Origin of the sequence: Mycobacterium sp. MAA66, assembly GCF_041261665.1 — a bacterium.
Classification (GTDB): Bacteria; Actinomycetota; Actinomycetes; order Mycobacteriales; family Mycobacteriaceae; genus Mycobacterium.
In genome coordinates, this window is the sequence record NZ_JBGCCC010000001.1 from 243,754 (window position 1) to 265,647 (window position 21,894).

Genomic DNA, 21,894 nt, shown 5'->3' on the forward strand with positions numbered 1-21,894 from the left:
CCTCCACGGGGTCAAGGGTTGCGGTGTCGCTCCATCATGGACACCTGGTGGTCCCGCACGGTCTGACCCGCGTGGGGCAGCGCCGTCCAATGACCATCGGGCTTCAGTTCCCAGCAGCGGGTGGCCGGATCCATCGCCGAGTCGAACACCTCATTGAGTTGTTCGGTCAGCCGCGGGTCTTTCACCTGTGCCATCACCTCGACGCGACGGTCGAGATTACGATGCATCATGTCGGCGCTGCCGATCCAGAATTCATCGATGGCGCCGAAGTGAATAATGCGTGAATGCTCAAGGAAGCGGCCGAGAATCGAGCGCACGACGATGTTCTCCGAGAAGCCTTCGGCCCCGGGACGCAACGCACAGATGCCGCGCACCACGACCTCGACCCGCACCCCGGCCTGCGATGCCCGGTAGAGCGCATCGATTACCTGCTCGTCGACCAGAGCGTTCATCTTCATCCGGATCCGGGCGTCCGCACCGGCCCGCTTGGCCTCGATCTCGCGCTCGATGCGCTCGATGATGCCGCGACGCACGCTGTGCGGGGCCACCAGCAGGTTGCGGTAGGAAACCTTGCGTGAGTAGCCGGTCAGCGAGTTGAACAGGTCGGTCAGGTCGGCGCCAATGTCGGGCGAGGCGGTCAGTAGGCCCACATCTTCGTACAGGCGAGCGGTTTTCGGGTTGTAGTTGCCTGTGCCGATGTGGCAGTAGCGGCGGATGGTGGAGCCTTCACGGCGCACCACCAGTGCGGTCTTGCAGTGCGTCTTGAGCCCGATCAGTCCGTACACCACGTGCACGCCGGCCTGCTCCAGCTTGCGCGCCCACTTGATGTTCGCCTGCTCATCGAAGCGGGCCTTGATCTCCACCAGTGCCACCACCTGCTTGCCGGCATGGGCGGCGTCGATCAGCGCGTTGACGATCGGCGAGTCACCAGAGGTTCGATACAGCGTCTGCTTGATGGCCAACACATTCGGGTCGGCGGCGGCCTGTTCGATGAACCGCTGCACCGTGGTGGAGAACGAATCGTAGGGGTGGTGCACCAGGACATCGCTGTCACGCAGCGCAGAGAAAATACTCTTGGGAGTCTCCCGCTCACCGAAGGCCGGCGGGGTGGCGGGCACGAAAGGGCGGTCTTTGAGGTCGGGCCGGTCCACCCCGTAGAGCTGCCACAGTGACGAAAGATCAAGCAGTCCGGGCACCGCGATCACATCACCGGGGTGCACGTCGAGCTCACGCAGCAGCAGCTCGAGCATGGTCTCGGTCATGTCGGTCCCGATTTCCAGGCGCACCGGAGAACCGAACCGGCGGCGCGCCAGCTCCCGTTCGAGTGCCTGCAACAGGTCCTCGTCGCGATCCTCTTCGACTTCGAAGTCGGCATTGCGAGTGATACGGAACGCGTGCTGCTCGACGATCTCCAGTCCAGGGAACAACACCTGCAGGAACGCCCCGATCAGATCTTCCATCGGCAGGAATCGGGCCCGAGTCTTGCCGTCGGTGGAATCGCCCGCGCCGGGCAGCTCGACGTAGCGGTCGACGTTGTCGGGCACCTTGATTCGGGCGAAGTGCCGGGTGCCGTCCTCGGGATTGCGGACCGTGATCGCCAGATTGATGCTCAGACCGCTGACGAACGGGAACGGATGTGCGGGGTCGACCGCCAGCGGGGTCAGGACCGGGAACACCTGTTCGTGGAAATAGGTGGACAGCTTGGACTGCTCGTCGCCGTCCAGTTCGTTCCAGTTCACGATGATGATGCCCTCGGCGGCCAGCGCCGGGCGGACCAGGTCGCCGAACACCGCGGAATGGCGGGTGGAGATCTGCTGGGTGCGCTCACCGATTCTGCGCAACTGCTCGCGCGGTGACAGGCCGTCGGCGGAGCGCACCGAAAGACCGGTCTCATCCCGGCGCTTCAGGCCGGCGACCCGCACCATGTAGAACTCGTCGAGATTGGAAGAGAAGATCGCCAGGAACTTTGCCCGCTCCAGCAATGGCAGGGACGGATCAGCAGCCAGCGCCAACACCCGGGCATTGAAGTCGAGCCAACTCAATTCGCGATTGAGGTAACGGTCTTCGGGTAGAGCGTTGTCGGACGAAGCGGTGGTGGCCGCAGGCGGCGCTTCGGGCTCGGCGTCACCGGAGGCGCGATCGGATTCGGGGCGGCGGGTATCGGCTTCGGTCACTCTGCCGATCTTTCCTTATTAGTAGGGTGCAGGCCAGCAACCCCCGTGAAGATCGTCAGGCGTGGCCGTCCACAGCCTGTGTGGTGGCCGGGCCGAGGCCCAGCGCCAGCGCCGCATTCAGGTCTTCGGGGGTGTCGATGTCGCAGCGCAGCCCCGGCCACGTGCCGGACAGCTGGACCGCGCCCGAATCGCTATGGCGCAGAGCCGAATCGGTGCCGAAGCGGGGATCCAGCGGAACCCCGAACGCGAACAGGGCAGCCGTGCCGGTGCCTTGCCGGTCGGCGATGAAACTGCGGGGGTGCGCGCGGGCGGCGGCGAGCGCCGCGGTCAGCTCGGCCGGCCGTAGCGCGGGCAGATCACCTTGCAGCACAGCGATATTCGTCGTACCCCGGCCGACAACCGACTCCGCACTGCCGATCGCGTTGTTCAACGGGTTGTGATGGCCGGCCGGGGTCGGGTCGGTCAGGGCCGAAGCGCCCAGATCGGTGGCGGCTCGGGCGGCGATCGGATCAGGGGTCACCACCGTCACCGACTGCACCCCCGGCGAGGCCAGGGCGGCGGTGATGGTGTCGATCAGCATCGCCAGGACCACCTCCTCACGGGTGCCTGCGGCGAACAGCGGTGCCAACCGGGTCTTGGCTGCGGTCAGCCGCTTCACGGCAATGATCACGCCGACGCTCGTCGGGCCGGGGGTGGCGCTCATGCCATTACCCGTCGCTTCGCTCGCCCATTCATGACCGCCATCCTGCCAAAGGACCGACCGGGCTAGGGTGAGCCCGTGGTGGAGGCGGCTGTGATGGGTGCCGGCGCGTGGGGTACCGCGCTGGCGAAGGTGTTGGCGGACGCGGGCAATCCGGTGACGTTGTGGACCCGGCGCGAGGAACTCGCGCAGGAGATCAACCAGACGCACCGCAACACCGGCTACCTGGGCGATGTGGTGCTTCCGGAGTCGATCCGGGCCACCAGCGATCCGGCCGAGGCGCTGTCGGGTGCCTGCACCGTGCTGCTGTCGGTGCCGTCACAGACCCTGCGCACCAACCTCTCGGAGTGGACCGGGTTGCTGGGCGACGACACCACGCTGGTCAGCGTCGCCAAAGGCGTCGAACTGAACACGCTGCTGCGCATGAGCCAGGTCATCGTCCAGGTGACCGGTGCCGATCCGTCCCGGGTTGCTGTGCTCAGCGGTCCGAACCTGGCCAGTGAGGTGGTGGCCGAACAACCGGCCGCCACGGTGGTGGCGTGCAGCGACTCGGGCCGGGCGGTGGCGCTACAGCGGGCATTCGCCACCGGATATTTCCGGCCGTACACCAACTCCGATGTGGTGGGCGCCGAGATCGGCGGGGCCTGCAAGAACGTGATCGCACTCGCTTGCGGAATCGCAGCCGGTGTCGGGTTCGGGGAGAACACCGCGGCCGCGATCATCACCCGCGGCCTGGCCGAGATCATGCGACTGGGAATTGCGCTGGGTGCCAAGGCCGGAACGCTGGCCGGGCTGGCCGGTGTCGGAGACCTGGTGGCCACCTGCAGCTCGCCGCAGTCGCGCAACCGCAGTTTCGGCGAACGCCTCGGTCGCGGCGGCACCATGGAATCGGCCTTGGCCGCCGCCGGTGGCCACGTCGCCGAGGGCGTCACCTCGTGTCAGTCGGTGTTGGCCCTGGCCGACAGCTACGACGTCGAGATGCCGTTGACCGACGCGGTCAATCGGGTGTGCCACAAGGGGCTGTCGGTCGGCGACGCGTTCACCCTGCTGCTCGGCCGCAGCACCAAGCCCGAGTAGCGCCGGTGCCGGACTTTCCGCTCGGCGATTCCACTCGAACCGTCAAAATAACCGCTTCCCAACGGATTCCGGGTCAACCCGTGGCGCCGCCCCCGGTGCCGGTGGCGGCATACCACCTGTCCGACGACGACGCCGATCCGTTGGACTTCTACGGACGTAACTCCAATCCGACCTGGCGCCAACTGGAATCGGCCCTGGCCGAGTTGGAGGGCGCCGGCTCGGCACTGACCTTCGCCTCCGGGATGGCGGCAATCTCGTCGACGCTTCGGGTGCTGGCCAAGGCCGGCAGCACCCTGGTGGTGCCGGCCGACGGCTATTACCAGGTCCGCCGGTATGCGACCGAATACCTTGCGCCACAGGGTGTCAACGTCGTCGAGGCAGCGGCTGCCCAGATCTGCGACGCCGCCGCGACGGCCGACGTGGTGCTCGCCGAAACCCCGGTGAATCCGACGCTGGACGTGGTCGACCTACGCCGGTTGGCGGAGGTCTGCCGGGTCCGTGGCGCCACCCTGGTGGTGGACAACACTGCGGCCACCCCACTCGGGCAGCGTCCGCTGGAGTTGGGCGCGGACCTGGTGGTCGCCAGCGCGACCAAGGGGCTGTCCGGGCACAGCGACCTGCTGGCCGGCTACGTCGCGGGTTCTGATCCCGATCTGCTGACGGCCATCGAACGCGACCGACTGCTGTCCGGCGCGGTCCTCGGGCATGTGGAGGCCTGGCTCGCGCTGCGCAGTCTCGGCACCGCGGGACTGCGCTACGGGCGGCAGTGCGACAACGCCCTGGCCCTGGCAGCGATGCTCGATGAGCACCCGGCGGTGCGTTCGGTGCGGTACCCCGGGCTGCCCACTGATCCGGCACATCCGGTGGCCGCCGAACAGATGAGCCGCTTCGGGTCCTTGGTGTCGATCGAACTGGACGACGCCGCCGCGGTACACGCCCTGGTCCGCCACAGCGAGCTCCTGGTCGCCGCCACCAGCTTCGGTGGGATCCACACGTCGGTGGACCGGCGGGCACGCTGGGGCGACCCCGTCGCCGCGGGGTTCGCCCGTATTTCGCTGGGCATCGAGGACACCGACGACGTCCTGGCCGATTTCGCGCGGGCACTGGGCGGCGGTCGGTAGGGGACAGCGGTGGCCGGTAGCCTCTCTAGGTTGTGACTACCCCTCATCCATCAGGAGACACCGCCCGGACCCGGGTCGCCGTCGTGTTCGGCGGCCGCAGCTCCGAGCACGCCATCTCCTGTGTTTCGGCCGGTAGCATCCTGCGCAATCTGGATCCGCAGCGCTATGACGTGATCGCGGTCGGCATCACCCCGGAAGGCTCCTGGGTGCTCACCGACGGCCGGACCGATCAGCTGGCGATCACCGACGGCCGTCTCCCGGAGGTCACCACCGAAGCGGGTACCGCGCTGACCGTAGCCGCCGATCCCGCGCGCCGCGGAGAGCTGCTGTCGTTGGGGGCCGCCGATGTGCTGGCCACCGTTGACGTGGTGTTCCCGGTGCTGCACGGGCCCTACGGCGAAGACGGCACGGTGCAGGGACTGCTCGAACTGGCCGGAATTCCCTACGTCGGCGCCGGGGTGCTCGCCAGCGCAGCCGGCATGGACAAGGAATTCACCAAGAAGCTGCTGGCCGCCGAGGGGCTGCCGATCGGCGACCAGGTGGTGCTGCGCCCTCGGGACGAGACGCTGAGCCTGGACCAGCGGGAGCGGTTGGGTCTGCCGGTGTTCGTCAAACCGGCGCGCGGCGGTTCCTCGATCGGGGTGAGCCGGGTCGCCGCATGGGAGGACCTCGATCGGGCCATCGAGTATGCCCGCGAGCACGATCCGAAGGTGATCGTCGAAGCCGCGATGCCCGGCCGCGAATTGGAGTGCGGGGTATTGGAATATCCGGACGGCCGGGTCGAGGCCAGCATCCTGGGTGAGATCCGCGTCGCGGGTGTCGCCGGCCGCGAAGACGGCTTCTACGACTTCGCCACCAAATACCTCGAGGATGCCGCCGAACTGGACGTTCCGGCCAAGGTTGATGACGAAACTGCCGATGTCATAAGGGAATTGGCGATACGGGCGTTCCGTGCCGTGGATTGCCAGGGCCTGGCCCGGGTCGACTTCTTCCTCACCGACAACGGCCCGGTGATCAACGAGATCAACACCATGCCCGGCTTCACCACGATTTCCATGTATCCGCAGATGTGGGCGGCCAGCGGGGTGGATTACCCGACGCTGCTGAGCGTCATGGTCGAAACCGCACTGGCCCGCGGTACCGGCCTGCGCTGACCGCTCAGTGTTGACCGGTCAGCGCGCCGGCGCCGGGTCCAGCGGACGGACCGGCATGATCTGCTCCAGCAGTTCGGAGATGGTCTGGATCGGTGTCGGACCGGAGCCCTGCGGCAACGTCAGCGCCACATAGTTTCCAGGCGCGCCGCGATCGACGGCGTACCAGGTGCTGAGGCCGTCACCGCGCACTTCGAGCCAGGACACCGCGTCGACCATCTGCAGTGGCGAGCCCACCACGAAATCCGCGGGTCGCTCGACCCCGCAGCGCAGGATCACCGGGTCGGTCCCGGTAGCGCCCAGCCAGGCTGCTGCCCCCGCGGGCACCGGGTCGAGGGCTTGCGCCCGCCGGAATTCGCCCATGGTGTCCGGCAGCGCCGAGAGCAGTTTCTGGCACGGTGGACTGTCGGCCAGCGGTGCGAGCGCCGCAGCGATGGGGACCCTCGGCTTGGCGGGATGGGCTTGCCGCAGAGCCACATACGCCAGACCGCCGACGATGGCCGCAACCGCCACCGCGACGGCGGCGATGATCGCGCCGCGCGGCGGGCCGCCGTCATGGTGGTGGCCGTCGGTGGGCTCGGTCATGGGCACAACTCTAGACTTGTGGACCATGACGGATTCCGGGGAGACACTGGCCGGAGTCGGCGAGTTCGCGGTGATCGAGCAGTTGGTGGCGGGCCGGCCTCAGCCCGCCGGGGTGTTGGTCGGTCCGGGTGATGACGCCGCGGTGCTGGCGACCGGTGATGGTCGCGTGGTGGTGTCCACTGACATGCTGATCGAGGGACGGCATTTCCGGCTGGATTGGTCGACACCAGACGAGGTGGGGCGCAAGGCGATTGCGCAGAACGCCGCCGACATCGAGGCGATGGGCGCCCGGCCGTATGCTTTTGTGGTCGGTTTCGGCGCTCCGGGCGGGACACCGGCGCGGGCCGCGACTTCGTTGTCGGACGGAATGTGGTCGGAGGTAAGCCGATTCGGCGCCAGTATTGTCGGCGGTGATCTGGTGGCCGCCCCGCAATGGGTGATTTCGGTGACGGTGCTGGGGCAGTTGGACGGTCGCGCCCCGGTGCTGTTGAGTGGTGCACGGCCGGGGAACACCGTCGCGGTGACCGGCGACCTGGGCTGGTCGGCAGCCGGATATGCGCTGTGGAACAACGAGATTGATGGCTTCGACGCGCTGCGTCAGCGGCATCTGGTGCCCGAGGTTCGGTATGGGCAGGGAGCGGCTGCGGCGCACGCAGGTGCGACGGCGATGACTGACGTGTCCGATGGCTTGATCGCCGATCTCGGCCACCTGGCGCGGGCTTCTGCAGTGGCCGTCGACCTTTCGCTGGCGGCGCTCGGCGACGACGTCGCGGCGTTGGCCGGTGCGGCCGAGGCGCTGCGGGCAGACCCGGAGGACTGGGTATTCGGTGGCGGTGAGGACCACGCGCTGGTGGCGACGTTCGGTGGTGCGCCACCGTCGGGTTGGCGGACCATCGGCACTGTGCGGGTGGGTGAGCCTGCGGTGACCGTCGATGGCGCCGCGTGGCATGGAGCTGCCGGGTGGGAATCGTTCGGACAGTAAGGTACTCGCGTGACTGCCCGACCCCTCAATGAACTTGTCGACCCCGGCTGGGCCGGCGCGCTGGAACCCGTTGCTCCCCAGATAGCCGCCATGGGCGAGTTTCTGCGGGCCGAGAACACCGCGGGACACGGCTATTTGCCGGCCGGCGAGAATGTGTTGCGCGCCTTCACCTTCCCGTTCGACGACGTCCGGGTGCTGATCGTCGGGCAGGATCCGTACCCGACGCCCGGACACGCGGTGGGCCTGAGTTTCTCGGTGGCCCCAGAGGTGCGGCCACTGCCGCGCAGTCTGGCGAACATCTACACCGAATATCAGGCGGACCTGGGCTACGAGATGCCCTCATGCGGCGACCTGAGCCCGTGGTCCAAACAGGGCGTGATGATGCTCAACAGGGTGCTCACGGTGCGACCGGGAAACCCGGCATCGCACCGGGGCAAGGGCTGGGAGGCCGTCACCGAATGCGCGATCCGGGCCCTGGTGGCGCGGCCGCAGCCGCTGGTGGCCGTGCTGTGGGGCCGCGACGCGCAGACCCTCAAGCCGATGCTCACCGAGGGCGGCTGCCGGACCATCGAGTCGGTGCACCCGTCGCCGCTGTCGGCGTCGCGCGGATTCTTCGGGTCCCGGCCGTTCAGCCGCGCCAACGAGTTGCTCAGCGGGCTGGGCGCCGAACCGATCGACTGGCGCTTGCCCTGAATCTGGCGAGAGCGGGGACACACAAAAGCGCTGCGCGGGAATCGCGCAGCGCTTGGGTGTGGCGGATGTCAGTCCGCCCGCTGGGGCTGAACTAGCCCCGGGTGACCTTGCCGGCCTTCAGGCAGGAGGTGCAGGCGTTGACCCGCTGACGGTTACCACCCGGACGGTCGACGGCGCGAACGGTCTGGATGTTCGGGTCCCAGCGGCGGTTGGTCCGGCGGTGGGAGTGCGAAACCGACTTGCCGAAGCCGGGGCCCTTTCCGCAGATGTCGCACACGGCGGCCATGTAGAACTCCTCGAAATCAGTACTTGGGGTTTGAGCCTGACGACCGCGAACAGCCGACGGTTCGACCAGGCAACCTGACCAGGATACCGGCCCGGTTGGGGATAACCAAAATGGGTGCCCAGCCACCACGCCGCAGGCTCTGCGCACGCTGATCTGTCGGGGCCACTGACTAGGCTTGGCGCCATCGATCGGCGTCGCAACGTTTTGGAGGTCACATGCCGGCTGGCGCGGGTTCCTCGCCCCGTCCGCGCGGTGTGCTCGACGGGGCCGCCCTGCACGAATGGACCCACACGGCGGTCCTCCAACTCATCGCCCACACCGATGAGATCAACCAGCTCAACGTCTATCCGGTCGCCGATTCGGACACCGGTACCAACATGTTGTTCACCATGCGCTCAGCCGGTGCCGGGGCCCATGACGCACTCGCCGCATCCGGCAATGATGTGGTGGCGGTAGCCACTGGGCTGGCCGCCGGGGCATTGCACGGGGCCCGTGGCAATTCCGGGGTGATTCTGTCGCAGATCCTGCGGGGCCTGTCCGATGCCGCTGCCGAGCGTGGCAGGCCGATCGAGATCGACGCCGATATTTTCGCCGCGGCACTGCGTCGGGCCGTGGTCCTGGCAGTGGCCTCCGTCGGCGAAGTTGTCCCGGGCACCATCGTCTCGGTGGTGCAGGCGGCGGCCGACGCTGCCGGCGCGGATACGACGCGCACATTGGCCGACACCGTCGCCGCCGCCGCGGACGCCGCGGTGATCGCATTGGAACGCACACCGCAGCAGCTCGAGGTGCTGGCCGAGGCCGGCGTGGTCGATGCGGGCGGCCGGGGTTTGGTGGTGCTGCTGGACGCGATGACCGCAACACTCACCGGCGTCCTACCCCCGCGGGCGTTGTACCGGCCCGCCCCAGCCGCTGGGCCACATCAGCACGATCACGACTGCGACACCGCGGCGGCGCCCCAATTCGAGGTGATGTATCTGCTCGACGGCTGCCCGCCCGACGCCCTCGATCGGCTGCGGGACCGGCTGGATCGGCTCGGCGAGTCGGTGGCCATCGCGGCGTCCACCGTCGGGGCGCAGTACACGGTGCATGTCCATGCAGACGATGCCGGCGCCGCGATCGAAGCGGCGATGGATCTCGGTTCGGTCAGCCGGATCCAGGTGACGGCGCTGACCGGCGGGGCGGCTGCCCGCCCGGCCGGCGGCTGGAGCCTGGACCGGGCAGTGCTCGCGATCGTCGACGGGGACGGCGCCGGGGAGTTGTTCGCCGGCGAGGGTGCGCACGTGCTGCGGCCCACCGATGGGCCGATCAGTGCCCAACAGTTCCTGGCCGGGCTCGTCAAAACCGGCGCGGCGCAAATCATGGTGCTGCCCAACGGATATCTGGCCGCCGAGGAGCTGGTGGCCGGCTGTACCACCGCGATCAGCTGGGGCATGGACGTGGTGCCGGTGCCGGCGGGATCCATGGTGCAGGGGCTGGCGGCGCTGGCCGTCCACGACGCCGCACGCCAGGCCGTCGACGACGGGTACACCATGGCGCGCGCCGCAGCCGGTGTCCGGCACGGCGCGGTGCGCATCGCCGCCGAGTCGGCGTGGACCTGGGCGGGCATGTGCAAGCCCGGTGACGGATTGGGTATCGCGGGTGATGAGGTGCTCATCGTCAGCGGTGATCTGGCAAGTGCCGCAAAGGGATTGATCGATCTGATGCTGACTTCTGGTGGGGAACTGGTGACCGTCTTGACCGCCGCCGGGGTGGATCCCGCGGTCGGGGCGGCATTGGCCGATCATGTCCGCCAAGAACATCTGGGCGCCGAATTGGTCACGTACCACACCGGTCATCGGGGCGATGCGCTGCTGATCGGGGTCGAATAATGGCCACCCTTGCCGACCGTCTCGAGTTCGTGCTGGGCCGCAAAACCGCGGACAAGCTCGAAGAGCACTTCGGTATGCACACCGTCAACGATCTGCTGCGGCACTATCCGCGCAAGTACAGCCAGGGTGCCACGGTGTTGGGTGAAGGCTCGGAGCTGCCGGAGGAGGGTGATCACATCACCTTCGTCGATGTGATCACCAAGGCTGAAGTGCGCTGGACCAACCGCACGCCTAAACGTGAATACCTCGTGGTGACGTTGGGGCACCGCAATCCGACGGTCACTGCGACGTTTTTCAACGCGAAGTTCACCAAGAAGACACTCGTCGAGGGCACCCGGTTGATGTTGTCCGGTGAAGTAGGCTTCTTCAGGCGCGCAATGCAATTGACGCATCCGGCGTTCCTGGTGCTGAACTCCGAGTCTGGACGCAGCTTCGGGTCCGCGTCCCTGAAGAAGATCGCCGATGCCTCGCAGACCGACGATGGTGAATTCGACATGTCGGCGTTCACCCGCGAGTACTTCCCGATCTACGCGGCCTGCGCCAAGGTGCAGAGCTGGGATATCTACGCATGCGTGCTGCAGGTACTCGCCGTACTCGACCCGGTCCCGGATCCGTTGCCGGAATCGTTTCTGCGCCAACGTGATCTGCTCAGTCTGGACGAGGCGTTGCGGGCGATCCACCTGGGTGAGCGGGAGGCGGAGCGGGAGCGCGCGCGCGAGCGGCTGACCTACGACGAAGCTGTCGGCCTGCAATGGGCGTTGGTGGCCCGCCGCCACAGCGAGCTCAGCGAGTCCGGGCCCGTCGCAGTGCTTCGCGACGATCGATTGGTTGCCGTGATGTCCCGCATACTGCCGTTCGAGTTGACCGCGGGCCAGCGTGAGGTGCTCGACGTGATCTCCGGCGAGCTGGCCTCCACCCGGCCGATGAACCGCATGTTGCAGGGTGAGGTGGGCTCCGGCAAGACCATCGTGTCGGTGCTGGCAATGTTGCAGATGGTCGACGCCGGCTACCAGTGTGCGCTGTTGGCGCCGACGGAAGTCCTTGCCGCCCAACATGCCCGGTCGATCCGCGAGATCCTGGGTCCGATGGCGATGGCGGGTCAGCTCGGCGGCGATGACCTGGCCACCGGTGTCGCCCTGCTGACCGGATCGATGACAGCGCAACAGAAGCGGCAGGTGCGCGATGAGGTGGCCGGCGGACGCTCCGGCATCGTCATCGGTACCCATGCGCTGTTGCAGGAGGCCGTCGAGTTCGACAACCTCGGCATGGTGGTGGTCGACGAACAGCACCGGTTCGGGGTCGAGCAGCGGGATACCCTGCGAGCCAAGGCAGTTGACGGTGTGACACCGCACCTGCTGGTGATGACGGCCACCCCGATCCCGCGCACCGTCGCGCTCACCGTCTACGGTGATCTGGAGACCTCGGTGCTGCGGGAACTGCCGCGTGGTCGCCAACCCATCACCACCAACACCATTTTCGTCTCGCAGCAACCGACCTGGCTGGACCGGGCCTGGGCCCGGATCCGCGAAGAAGTTGCCGCCGGCCGGCAGGCGTATGTGGTGGCATCCCGGATCGACGAGTCCGACAAGCCCACCGACTCCGATCAGGGTCAGGGCGGTCCGCCGCCGATCACGGTGGTCGCGCTCCTGGAGAAGCTGCGCGCCGGGCCGCTGGCGGGCCTGCGCCTGGGCCTCATGCACGGTCGACTCGGCGGTGAGGAAAAGGACGCGGTGATGTCGGCCTTCCGGGACGGCGACATCGATGTGTTGGTGTGTACCACGGTGATAGAGGTCGGTGTGGACGTGCCGAACTCGACGGTGATGGTGGTGATGGACGCCGACCGGTTCGGGATCAGCCAGTTGCATCAGCTGCGTGGGCGGATCGGCCGTGGCCAACACCCGAGCCTGTGTCTGTTGGCCACCAACCTGCCGGAGGGTTCCAGGGCGGGGGAGCGGATCAAGGCGGTCGCCGGCACCCTGGACGGATTCGCACTGGCCGACCTGGATCTGCAAGAGCGTCGCGAGGGTGATGTGTTGGGGCTCAACCAGTCCGGGCGCACCATCAACCTTCGGTTCTTGTCCCTGCAGGAGCACCTCGGGGTGATCACCGATGCCCGCGAATTCTGCGAATCGATGTACGAACGCAGCCCCGACGACCCCGGGATGGCCCTGCTGGCAGCACAATTCACCGACACCGACCGCGTCGAGTATCTGGACAAGGCGTGAAACGCTGGATCTGGTTGGTGGCGGCCGTGGTACTGGCGGTCGCGGTCGCCGTGCAGCAGGGCACCACCGAAGAACCGGCCGCGGTGGCCGATGGTGCGCCGGTGCCCACCGTCGCACCGGGCACGGACATCCTCGCCGGCCTCGGGGTCATCCCGCAGCGGGTGCGCGACCACAACTACCGCCGGGCCGCGTTCGGTGATGCCTGGACCGACGACAACTCGGCGCCGGGCGGTCACAACGGTTGCGACACCCGCAACGACATCCTGGGCCGCGACCTGCGGGACATCGCGTTCGTGTCGATCAAGCGCTGTCCGCAGGCAGTGAAAACCGGTGTCCTGCATGATCCGTACACCAACCAGACCATCGCGTTCACCCGTGGCAACCAGGTCGGGGCCGACGTGCAGATCGACCACATCGTGCCGTTGGCATTGGCGTGGGACTTGGGAGCCAAGGATTGGCCTGAACCGCAACGGGTGCGGTTCGCCAACGACCCGGCCAATCTCTTGGCCGTCTCCGGAAAAGCCAACCAGGACAAGGGCGACAAGCAGCCAGCGGACTGGATGCCGCCCAACCATGCGTTCTGGTGTCAGTACGCAGTGCAGTACGTCGCGGTGCTACGTGGCTACGGCCTGCCGGTGGACCAGCCGTCGATCCCGGTGCTGAGGGATGCCGCGGGTACCTGCCCTACCGGCTAGGTGCCGGTGTAGGTGGCCGGGTCCGGGCGGTAGCGGGTGCCGTCGTCGAGCCCATTGAGCACATCCATGTGGCTGGCGGCCAGCTCGAAGTCGAACACGTCCATGTTCTCCGCGATCCGTTCCGGCGATGACGACCGCGGGATGACCACATTGCCCAATTGCAGGCTCCAGCGGATCAGCACCTGGGCGGCGGTCTTGCCGTACTCGCCGGAGATCGAGGTCACCGTCGGGTTGGTCAGCAGGCTGCCGACACCGAGCGGGCTGTAAGCCTCGGTGACGATGTCGCGCTCGGCATGTACCGCGCGCAGTGCAGCCTGGTTCAGCTGCGGGTGCAGCTCGATCTGGTTGACCACCGGGCTCACATAAGTCAGGTCGATGATGGTGGACAGGTCGTCGGCGGAGAAGTTGCACACACCGATCGACTTGGTGGCACCGTCGTTGTGCTCCTTGATCAGGGCGCCCCAGCTGTCCACGTACTTGCTGGTGTTCCCGGCCGGCCAATGGATCAGGTACAGGTCCACGTAGTCCAGGCCGAGCTTGTCCAGGCTGGCCTTGAGGGCATCCTGGCCGGCCTGGAACCCTTGGTCCGCGGTGGCCAGTTTGGTGGTGACGAAGATCTCCGCACGCGGAATGCCCGAGGCGGCGATGGCCCGCCCCACGGCGGCCTCGTTGCCGTACGCGGCGGCGGTATCGATCAGCCGCACGCCGATTTCGAGGGCCGCCGACACCGCCCGTTCGGTGTCGGCATCCGACAACTCGCCGACACCGATGCCGAGAGCCGGTATCGCGTTGTCGTCGTGCAGTGCCACATTGGGAATTGCAGCCACGGAGGCCATTTCACCTACCCTGTGAAGTTGAATGTGCGTGGATCGGGGCCCAGTCGGGTGCCGTCCTCGAGGGCCGCGATGGACTCCATGTCCTGCTCGCTCAGCTCGAAATCGAACACGTCGAAATTACTCGCTATCCGGTCCGGGTTCACCGACTTGGGGATGACGATATTACCCAGCTGGATATGCCACCTAATCAGCACCTGCGCTGGTGTTTTTCCGTGCGTGGCGGCGAGGGCGCCGACCGCCGGATGCTCCAGCAATGATCCTTGTCCCAGCGGGCTCCACGCTTCGGTGGCGATGCCATAGCGGGCGTGGGTCTCCCGCAGTTCGCGTTGCGCCAGCAGCGGGTGCAGCTCGACCTGATTGACCACCGGCACGATCCCGGTCGAGTCGATCAACATCTTCAGGTGCTCGGGCTGGAAGTTGCTGACCCCGATCGATCGGATCCGGCCCTGATCACGCAGGTGGGCGAACGCCTTGAAGGTGTCGACGAACAAGTTGGCCGCCGGCAGCGGCCAATGGATGAGGTACAGGTCCAGGTAATCGGTGTCGAGCCGGGCCATGCTGGCGTCGAAGGCGGCCAGGGTCTTGTCATAACCCTGCTCCGAGTTCCACAGCTTGGTGACCAGAAAGACGTCTTCGCGTGGCACGCCGGCGGACTTGAGTGCGCTACCCACCTGCTGCTCGTTCTGATACGCAGCCGCGGTGTCGATGTGGCGGTATCCGCTGTGCAGCGCCGCGGTCACGGCGCGCTCGGTGTCGGCGGCCGGGGTCTGCCAGACTCCGAGTCCGACCACGGGTATTGAATTACCGTCGTTGAGCGTCAGCAACGGACCACCTGCACCTGAAGGATCGGCCATGACCAAGAGCATGCCAGGCGATGCTGTGCCCGCCGGATCGGCTGTGTCGCTGCAACATCCGCTGGCCGGTCGACCTGGCCGCCGCAGGCTGCAGCTGCTGGCCGCGATCATGTCCCTGGGGCTGCGGCTGATACCCAAGATCCCCGATGGGCTCAAACGGATCCTGCTGGGTGGCCGGCAGGTGACCATCGACGGCAACACGCTCGACACCACGTTGCAGTTCATGCTGGCCGCTCAGCGCTCGATCGGTGCCGAGGGCCTGGTGGCCAGCAGCGACATCAACGATTCGCGCCACCAATTGCGCAAGCTGGCCGCTCACCTGCGGTGGGGTATTCAGGTCGATACCCGCGACATCGTCATTCCCGGTCCGGCCGGCCCGATCGGCGCTCGGCATTACCGGCCGGCCGGCCCAGGGCCGGCGCCGCTGCTGGTGTTCTTCCACGGGGGCGGGTTCGTCATCGGCGATCTGGACACGCACGACGAGCTGTGCCGACTGATCTGCCGAGACGCCGGTGTGCACGTGGTGTCGGTCGACTACCGGTTGGCCCCCGAACACCCGGCCCCCGCCGGCGTCGACGACTGCTACGCCGCCTACCTGTGGTGTGTGGGCAACGCCACCGAACTCGGCGCCGACCCGGCCCGGGTCGCCGTCGGCGGTGACAGTGCCGGCGGCAACATGGCCGCCGTGGTGTCGCAACGGGCTCGCGGCGACGATGCCCCGGCCCCGGTCCTGCAGTTACTGATCTATCCGGTCACCGACTTCGTCGACGACACCAGGTCGAAAACCCTGTTCGCAGACGGCTTCTTCCTGCGCAAGACCGACATGGACTGGTTCCAGGGCTGCTATACCGACGGATCGGCGCTGGCGCCGTCGGACCCGCGGGTGTCCCCGCTGCTGTCCGATGATCTGTCCGGCTTGCCGCCGGCGCTGGTGCTCACCGGCGGCTTCGATCCATTGCGCGACGAGGGCACGGCCTACGCCGAGGCGCTGGCCGCCGCGGGCGTTTCGGTTGATCACCGCCGTTACGGCTCCCTGGTGCATGGATTTGCCAACTTCTTCCCGTTGGGCGGGGGCAGCGCCACCGCGACGGCAGACATGGTTGCGGCGGTCAAGGCGGCGCTGAGGAGTTGATGTGTGGACCCGGCGTGCACCCGCCGGGCCGCTTGTACCCTTGACGCCGTGCCGTCGAAAAACGATAAGAATGCCAGCTTCGGCTTGAAGGCCGCAGACCGTAAACGTGACTGGTTGGTCAAGGGAGGCCTCACCGCGCTCGTCGTCGTGTTCGCGGTGGCGCTGGTGTTGTACATCGTCATGAACGGCAAGCCGAAGGCCAACCCGAACGAGGTCCGGGCGATCCACCTGGCGGCGAGCAACGTGGTGACCAAGCCGGGAACCAGTGACCCCAAGGTCACGGTCTCGGTATACGAGGACTTCCTGTGCCCGGTATGCGGCAACTTCGAGAAGGGCTACGGCCCGACGCTGAGCAAGCTGGTCGACAGTGGCGCGATCGCCGTCGACACCTACATGGTGAGCCTGCTGGGCCGGGGCGACAAGAACTCCTACTCGACTCGCTCGGCCGCCATCGCATATTGCGTCGCCGATGAGAACAAGGACGCGTACCGGCGCTTCCATTCGGCGCTGTACGCCAACCAGCCCGAAGAGACCGCCAGCGTCTTCCCGGACAACACCAAGCTGCTGGAGATCGCGCGACAGGCCGGGGTGGCCGTCGGCGAGAACGACCCGGTCGGCAAGTGCGTGAAGAACAGCACCTACGTGGACATGGTGAACAACTTGGTCCACAACACCGGGATCCAGGGCACCCCGACCGTCAAGATCAACGGTGTCGAAGCCGACCTCAGCCCGGTCGGTGACCCGCAGACTCTGGTCGACAAGATCAAGGCCATTGCGCCCGACCTGCCGGGCCTGGCCCCGGCCCCGCCGGTGAGCATCCCGCCGGGCGCCGGACTGAACGCGCCGCCGCCGGGTGCGCCGGCCGCACCTGCGGCGCCCGCTGAGTCCGGGGCTCCCGCGCCTGCGGCTCCCGCCGAGCCGGCGGCTCCCAAGCCGTGACCGAAACCGTCGCACCCGACGCCGACAAGGGTGCCGGCGTCGGGGTGCGGCGTGCCAGTGCGATCTGGGTGTTGCTCGCCGGCGTCATCGGTGAGATCGCCTCGTTCGTGCTGAGTGTCGAGAAGATCCGTCAGCTCGAAAGCCCCAGTTACGTCCCGTCGTGCAGCATCAATCCGGTGCTGTCCTGCGGCTCGGTCATGTTGAGCAAGCAGGCTTCGGTGTTCGGGTTCCCCAACCCGCTACTGGGCATTGCGGCCTTCAGCGTGGTCATCGTCACCGGGGTGCTGGCGATCGGCGGTGTACGACTTCCGAAGTGGTACTGGTCCGGCCTGACCGCTGGCACACTGCTGGGCGCGGTGTTCGTCCACTGGCTGATCTTCCAGAGCCTCTACCAGATCGGCGCACTGTGTCCGTACTGCATGGTGGTATGGGCGACGGTGATGGCGCTGTTGGTCGTCGTGACCCCGATTGCGTTGCGGCCCTTGGCCGGTAACGCAGTGCTGGACACGGTGTACCAGTGGCGCTGGCCGCTGTACGCATTGTGGTTTACCGCGATTGCGCTGCTGATCCTGGACCGGTTCTGGAACTATTGGTCGACTCTGATCTAGCCCGAGCGTAGGAGCTGCGCGTGATTTCCAAAGTGCTGGTTGCCAATCGCGGTGAAATCGCGATTCGGGCCTTTCGAGCGGCGAACGAGCTCGGTATCACCACCGTGGCCGTGTACCCGTTCGAGGACCGCAACTCGCTGCACCGGCTCAAGGCCGACGAGTCGTATCAGATCGGCGACATCGGCCATCCGGTGCGCGCCTACCTCAACATCGACGAGATCGTCAGCACGGCAATCGCTTGCGGTGCCGACGCCATCTACCCGGGTTATGGCTTCCTGTCGGAGAATCCGGAACTGGCGGCGGCCTGCGCGGCCGCGGGCATCACGTTCGTCGGGCCCAGTTCCCACATCCTGGAGCTGACCGGCAACAAGGCGCGGGCCATCGACGCGGCCCGCGCGGCCGGCCTGCCGGTGCTCAGCTCGTCGGCTCCGTCGTCGTCGGTCGACGAACTCGTCGCGGCCGCCGAGCAGATGCAGTTTCCGTTGTTCGTCAAGGCGGTGGCCGGCGGCGGCGGGCGCGGGATGCGCCGGGTGGCGGACCCGGCCGACCTGCGCGAGTCCATCGAGGCCGCATCCAGGGAAGCCGACTCGGCGTTCGGTGATCCGACGGTGTTCCTGGAGCAGGCCGTGGTGAACCCGCGGCACATCGAGGTGCAGATCCTCGCCGACAACGATGGCAACGTCATGCACCTGTTCGAGCGCGACTGCAGCGTGCAGCGTCGGCACCAGAAGGTGATCGAGCTGGCACCCGCGCCGAATCTGGATCCCGAACTGCGGATGCGCATCTGCTCCGACGCGGTGGCGTTCGCCCGGCAGATCGGCTACTCCTGCGCGGGCACTGTCGAGTTCCTGCTCGACGAACGCGGCCGGCACGTGTTCATCGAGATGAATCCGCGAATCCAGGTGGAACATACGGTGACCGAAGAGATCACCGCCGTCGACCTGGTCGCTTCCCAACTGTGTATTGCGGCCGGCTGGTCATTGGACGACCTGGGATTGAGCCAGGAGACCGTGCAGGCACGCGGTGCTGCACTGCAATGCCGGATCACCACCGAAGACCCGGCCAACGGCTTCCGTCCGGACACCGGCCGGATCACTGCGTACCGGACTCCGGGCGGCGCCGGAATCCGGCTCGACGGCGGTACCAACCTGGGCGCCGAGGTGTCCGCGCACTTCGACTCGATGTTGGTCAAATTGACCTGCCGCGGAAGGGATTTCACCACTGCGGTGGTGCGGGCCCGACGGGCTGTTGCGGAGTTCAGGATTCGCGGGGTGTCGACGAATATCCCGTTCCTGCAAGCGGTTCTGGAAGATCCGGACTTCCTGGCCGGCCGGGTCACCACGTCGTTCATCGACGAGCGTCCGCAGCTGCGGACCGCCCGCACCAGTGCCGACCGCGGTACCAAGATCCTGAACTACCTGGCCGACGTGACCGTCAACCAGCCGCACGGACCCCGTCCCTCATCGGTGTACGCCCGCGACAAGCTGCCCACCGTCGACCTGAAGGCGGCGCCGCCGTCGGGCTCGAAACAGCGGCTGGTGGAACTGGGTCCGGAGGGATTCGCCCGCTGGATGCGTGAGACACCCGCGGTCGGGGTGACCGATACCACCTTCCGCGATGCACACCAGTCGCTGTTGGCCACCCGTGTGCGGTCCACCGGGTTGTTGGAGATTGCCCCGTACATCGCCCGGTCGACTCCGCAGCTGCTCTCGGTGGAGTGCTGGGGCGGCGCCACTTACGATGTGGCACTTCGCTTTTTGAAGGAAGATCCGTGGGAGCGACTGGCAGCGCTGCGGGAGGCGATGCCGAACATCTGCCTGCAGATGCTGCTTCGCGGCCGCAACACCGTCGGCTATACGCCTTATCCGGAGCTCGTGACGTCGGCATTCGTACATGAGGCGACGGCCACCGGCATCGACATCTTCCGGATCTTCGATGCCTTGAACAACGTGTCCTCGATGCGGCCGGCCATCGACGCCGTGCGCGAAACCGGTACTGCGATAGCCGAAGTCGCGATGTCCTATACCGGCGATCTGACCGATCCGGCCGAGACGCTCTACACGTTGGACTACTGGCTGAAGCTCGCCGACGAGATCGTCGGCGCCGGGGCACATGTGCTGGCGATCAAGGACATGGCCGGTCTGTTGCGGCCACCGGCGGCAGCGAAACTGGTGTCGGCGTTGAAGTCTCGCTTCGATCTGCCGGTGCACGTGCACACCCACGACACCCCGGGTGGGCAGTTGGCCACCTACATGGCCGCCTGGCAAGCCGGCGCGGACGCGGTCGACGGTGCCTCGGCCCCGCTGGCCGGTACCACCAGTCAGCCCGCGCTGTCCTCGATCGTCGCCGCGGCGGCGCACACCGAGTACGACACCGGGCTGTCGCTGGCCGCGGTCTGCGACCTGGAGCCGTACTGGGAAGCACTGCGCCGGGTGTACGCGCCGTTCGAATCCGGGCTGCCCGCGCCGACCGGCCGGGTGTACACCCATGAGATCCCGGGCGGGCAGCTGAGCAACCTGCGTCAGCAGGCCATCGCGCTCGGGCTGGGGGACCGGTTCGAGGACATCGAGAACGCCTATGCCGGCGCTGACCGGATCCTGGGCCGGTTGGTGAAGGTGACGCCGTCGAGCAAGGTCGTGGGTGATCTGGCCCTGGCGTTGGTCGGTGCCGGTGTCACCGCCGACGAGTTCGCCGCCGACCCGGCGCGCTACGACATCCCGGACAGCGTCATCGGATTCTTCCGCGGTGAGTTGGGTGACCCGCCGGGCGGCTGGCCGGAACCGTTGCGCACCAAGGCATTGCAGGGACGCGGTCCGGCCCGGCCGGAGCAGGAACTGACCGGAGCCGACGAGGCGGAGCTGGCGCAGCCCGGTACGGTCCGCCAGGGCGCGCTCAACCGGCTGTTGTTCCCCGGCCCCACCCGCGAATTCCTGGCCCACCGTGAGGAATTCGGCGATACCTCGCAGCTGAGCGCCAACCAGTTCCTCTACGGGCTGCGACGCGGCGACGAGCATCGGGTGCAGTTGGAGAAGGGTGTCGAACTGCTGATCGGGCTGGAGGCGATTTCCGAGCCCGACGAGCGTGGCATGCGCACCGTGCTGTGCCTGATCAACGGGCAACTGCGTCCCGTGCTGGTGCGTGACCGCGCCATCGCTGCCGATGTGCCGGCCGCGGAAAAGGCCGATCGCGCCAATCCCGACCAGGTGGCCGCGCCGTTCGCCGGGGTGGTCACGGTCGGGGTGGCGGTCGGTGATCAGGTCGAGGCCGGTCAGACCATCGCCACTATCGAAGCGATGAAGATGGAGGCGGCCATCACCGCACCCAAGGCCGGGACCGTCGCCCGGATCGCCGTCACGCCGACCGCGGGAGTCGAGGGCGGTGACCTGCTCGTGGTGATCTCCTGACCCGGATCATTGGCGGGCGCTTCGGCGGCCGACGAATTGTGGTGCCGCCCAAAGGGACTCGACCTACTACCGATCGCGTTCGGGAGTCGTTGTTCAACGTGCTGGCGGCTCGGTTCGATTTCGACGACGCCACGGTGCTCGATCTGTACGCCGGCTCGGGGGCGTTGGGTCTGGAATCGTTGTCCCGGGGCGCACGCAGTGCGTTGTTCGTCGAATCGGATCGGCGTGCGGCCGCGGTCATTTCGCGCAACATCTCCGAGCTGGGCGTCAGCGGTGCGGTGGTGCGCTGCGGTCCGGTGGCCGCGGTGTTGGCCGGTGGCGCCGGTCGCGCGGCGGACCTGGTGTTCGCCGACCCGCCGTATGAGGTGTCGGCCGGCGAGGTCGAGTCGAATCTGGCTGCCTTGTCCGCCGGGGGTTGGCTCGCCGATGGCACGGTAGCGGTGATCGAGCGCTCGACGTCCGGACCTGAGTTGTCGTGGCCGGACGGCTGGGTGCCGTGGACACAGCGCCGCTACGGCGACACCCGGCTGGAAATGGCGCAGTGGGCTCCGTGATCGCAGGCAG

19 protein-coding genes are annotated in these 21,894 nt (G+C 67.3%); 13 read left to right on the plus strand and 6 right to left on the minus strand.

The genetic code is table 11. From position 1 onward, the window contains the following. Nucleotides 1-11 precede the first annotated feature (11 nt). Together ABIA30_RS01170 and cofC are read right to left on the minus strand one after the other, a co-directional pair. The gene (locus tag ABIA30_RS01170; protein ID WP_370063206.1) at nt 12-2,183 is read right to left on the minus strand and encodes an RNA degradosome polyphosphate kinase; all 2,172 of its coding nucleotides are present in this window, start codon (nt 2,181-2,183) and stop codon (nt 12-14) included. Nucleotides 2,184-2,229: 46 nt separating this feature from the next. Continuing rightward, nucleotides 2,230-2,877 (minus strand): 2-phospho-L-lactate guanylyltransferase, encoded by a 648-nt coding sequence (cofC, locus tag ABIA30_RS01175; RefSeq protein WP_370061301.1) that lies wholly within the window; start codon nt 2,875-2,877, stop codon nt 2,230-2,232. 93 nt (nt 2,878-2,970) lie between these two features. Between cofC and ABIA30_RS01180 the strand changes: the two genes are divergently transcribed. From ABIA30_RS01180 to ABIA30_RS01190, 3 genes are read left to right on the plus strand one after another with little or no spacing between them, the layout of a single operon-like run. Beyond that, nucleotides 2,971-3,951, plus strand: coding sequence for an NAD(P)H-dependent glycerol-3-phosphate dehydrogenase (locus ABIA30_RS01180; RefSeq protein WP_370063208.1), 981 nt, complete (start codon nt 2,971-2,973; stop codon nt 3,949-3,951). 5 nt (nt 3,952-3,956) lie between these two features. After that, nucleotides 3,957-5,072 (plus strand): cystathionine gamma-lyase, encoded by a 1,116-nt coding sequence (locus ABIA30_RS01185; protein ID WP_370061303.1) that lies wholly within the window; start codon nt 3,957-3,959, stop codon nt 5,070-5,072. A gap of 32 nt (nt 5,073-5,104) precedes the next feature. After that, nucleotides 5,105-6,226, plus strand: coding sequence for a D-alanine--D-alanine ligase family protein (locus ABIA30_RS01190; RefSeq protein WP_370061305.1), 1,122 nt, complete (start codon nt 5,105-5,107; stop codon nt 6,224-6,226). An 18-nt stretch (nt 6,227-6,244) separates the two neighbouring features. On the opposite strand, the gene ABIA30_RS01195 is transcribed toward ABIA30_RS01190, so the two are convergent. Next, a complete protein-coding gene (locus tag ABIA30_RS01195; protein WP_370061307.1) occupies nt 6,245-6,808 on the minus strand; it encodes a DUF3515 domain-containing protein in 564 nt (187 codons plus the stop codon). A 25-nt stretch (nt 6,809-6,833) separates the two neighbouring features. Between ABIA30_RS01195 and ABIA30_RS01200 the strand changes: the two genes are divergently transcribed. Further along, nucleotides 6,834-7,790, plus strand: coding sequence for a thiamine-phosphate kinase (locus tag ABIA30_RS01200; RefSeq protein ID WP_370061309.1), 957 nt, complete (start codon nt 6,834-6,836; stop codon nt 7,788-7,790). 9 nt (nt 7,791-7,799) lie between these two features. Further along, nucleotides 7,800-8,483, plus strand: coding sequence for a uracil-DNA glycosylase (locus ABIA30_RS01205; protein WP_370061311.1), 684 nt, complete (start codon nt 7,800-7,802; stop codon nt 8,481-8,483). A gap of 91 nt (nt 8,484-8,574) precedes the next feature. On the opposite strand, the gene rpmB is transcribed toward ABIA30_RS01205, so the two are convergent. After that, nucleotides 8,575-8,769, minus strand: coding sequence for a 50S ribosomal protein L28 (rpmB, locus tag ABIA30_RS01210; RefSeq protein ID WP_370061313.1), 195 nt, complete (start codon nt 8,767-8,769; stop codon nt 8,575-8,577). Nucleotides 8,770-8,984: 215 nt separating this feature from the next. Here rpmB and ABIA30_RS01215 point away from each other — a divergent pair, with 215 nt between their 5' ends. From ABIA30_RS01215 to ABIA30_RS01225, 3 genes are read left to right on the plus strand one after another with little or no spacing between them, the layout of a single operon-like run. Next, the gene (locus tag ABIA30_RS01215) at nt 8,985-10,637 is read left to right on the plus strand and encodes a DAK2 domain-containing protein (protein WP_370061315.1); all 1,653 of its coding nucleotides are present in this window, start codon (nt 8,985-8,987) and stop codon (nt 10,635-10,637) included. Further along, a complete protein-coding gene (recG, locus tag ABIA30_RS01220) occupies nt 10,637-12,862 on the plus strand; it encodes an ATP-dependent DNA helicase RecG (RefSeq protein WP_370061317.1) in 2,226 nt (741 codons plus the stop codon). Before ABIA30_RS01215 ends, recG begins: the two co-directional genes overlap by 1 nt. Continuing rightward, nucleotides 12,859-13,557, plus strand: a complete 699-nt coding sequence (locus ABIA30_RS01225) for an HNH endonuclease family protein (RefSeq protein ID WP_370061319.1) — start codon at nt 12,859-12,861, stop codon at nt 13,555-13,557. The genes recG and ABIA30_RS01225 overlap by 4 nt, the downstream gene beginning before the upstream one ends. Here ABIA30_RS01225 and ABIA30_RS01230 read toward each other — a convergent pair. Together ABIA30_RS01230 and ABIA30_RS01235 are read right to left on the minus strand one after the other, a co-directional pair. Beyond that, nucleotides 13,554-14,393: an aldo/keto reductase gene (locus tag ABIA30_RS01230; protein WP_370061321.1), complete on the minus strand. Its 840-nt coding sequence runs from the start codon at nt 14,391-14,393 to the stop codon at nt 13,554-13,556. The two genes, ABIA30_RS01225 and ABIA30_RS01230, sit on opposite strands and share 4 nt — an antisense overlap. Nucleotides 14,394-14,398: 5 nt before the next feature. Continuing rightward, complete coding sequence (locus ABIA30_RS01235) at nt 14,399-15,247, minus strand: aldo/keto reductase (RefSeq protein WP_370061323.1); 849 nt, start codon at nt 15,245-15,247, stop codon at nt 14,399-14,401. Between ABIA30_RS01235 and ABIA30_RS01240 the strand changes: the two genes are divergently transcribed. Genes ABIA30_RS01240 through rsmD form a run of 5 tightly spaced genes read left to right on the plus strand, consistent with a single transcriptional unit; the run spans nt 15,246 to nt 21,884 of the window. Beyond that, the gene (locus ABIA30_RS01240) at nt 15,246-16,379 is read left to right on the plus strand and encodes an alpha/beta hydrolase (RefSeq protein ID WP_370061325.1); all 1,134 of its coding nucleotides are present in this window, start codon (nt 15,246-15,248) and stop codon (nt 16,377-16,379) included. The genes ABIA30_RS01235 and ABIA30_RS01240 overlap by 2 nt on opposite strands. Nucleotides 16,380-16,427: 48 nt before the next feature. Then, nucleotides 16,428-17,318, plus strand: coding sequence for a DsbA family protein (locus tag ABIA30_RS01245; protein ID WP_370061327.1), 891 nt, complete (start codon nt 16,428-16,430; stop codon nt 17,316-17,318). After that, on the plus strand, nt 17,315-17,926 hold the full coding sequence (locus ABIA30_RS01250; protein ID WP_370061329.1) for a vitamin K epoxide reductase family protein: 612 nt from the start codon (nt 17,315-17,317) through the stop codon (nt 17,924-17,926). Before ABIA30_RS01245 ends, ABIA30_RS01250 begins: the two co-directional genes overlap by 4 nt. 20 nt (nt 17,927-17,946) lie before the next feature. Continuing rightward, the gene (locus tag ABIA30_RS01255) at nt 17,947-21,330 is read left to right on the plus strand and encodes a pyruvate carboxylase (protein ID WP_370061331.1); all 3,384 of its coding nucleotides are present in this window, start codon (nt 17,947-17,949) and stop codon (nt 21,328-21,330) included. After that, a complete protein-coding gene (gene rsmD / locus ABIA30_RS01260; RefSeq protein WP_370063210.1) occupies nt 21,327-21,884 on the plus strand; it encodes a 16S rRNA (guanine(966)-N(2))-methyltransferase RsmD in 558 nt (185 codons plus the stop codon). The genes ABIA30_RS01255 and rsmD overlap by 4 nt, the downstream gene beginning before the upstream one ends. Nucleotides 21,885-21,894: the final 10 nt, after the last annotated feature.

What these genes read in the sequence shown, in the direction of transcription:
- cofC (WP_370061301.1), bottom strand. Translation starts at nt 2,877, where the DNA reads ATGAGCGCCACCCCCGGCCCGACGAGCGTCGGCGTGATCATTGCCGTG.
- ABIA30_RS01180 (WP_370063208.1), top strand. Translation starts at nt 2,971, where the DNA reads ATGGGTGCCGGCGCGTGGGGTACCGCGCTGGCGAAGGTGTTGGCGGAC.
- ABIA30_RS01195 (WP_370061307.1), bottom strand. Translation starts at nt 6,808, where the DNA reads ATGACCGAGCCCACCGACGGCCACCACCATGACGGCGGCCCGCCGCGC.
- ABIA30_RS01200 (WP_370061309.1), top strand. Translation starts at nt 6,834, where the DNA reads ATGACGGATTCCGGGGAGACACTGGCCGGAGTCGGCGAGTTCGCGGTG.
- rpmB (WP_370061313.1), bottom strand. Translation starts at nt 8,769, where the DNA reads ATGGCCGCCGTGTGCGACATCTGCGGAAAGGGCCCCGGCTTCGGCAAG.
- ABIA30_RS01215 (WP_370061315.1), top strand. Translation starts at nt 8,985, where the DNA reads ATGCCGGCTGGCGCGGGTTCCTCGCCCCGTCCGCGCGGTGTGCTCGAC.
- recG (WP_370061317.1), top strand. Translation starts at nt 10,637, where the DNA reads ATGGCCACCCTTGCCGACCGTCTCGAGTTCGTGCTGGGCCGCAAAACC.
- ABIA30_RS01230 (WP_370061321.1), bottom strand. Translation starts at nt 14,393, where the DNA reads ATGGCCTCCGTGGCTGCAATTCCCAATGTGGCACTGCACGACGACAAC.
- ABIA30_RS01240 (WP_370061325.1), top strand. Translation starts at nt 15,246, where the DNA reads ATGACCAAGAGCATGCCAGGCGATGCTGTGCCCGCCGGATCGGCTGTG.
- ABIA30_RS01235 (WP_370061323.1), bottom strand. Translation starts at nt 15,247, where the DNA reads ATGGCCGATCCTTCAGGTGCAGGTGGTCCGTTGCTGACGCTCAACGAC.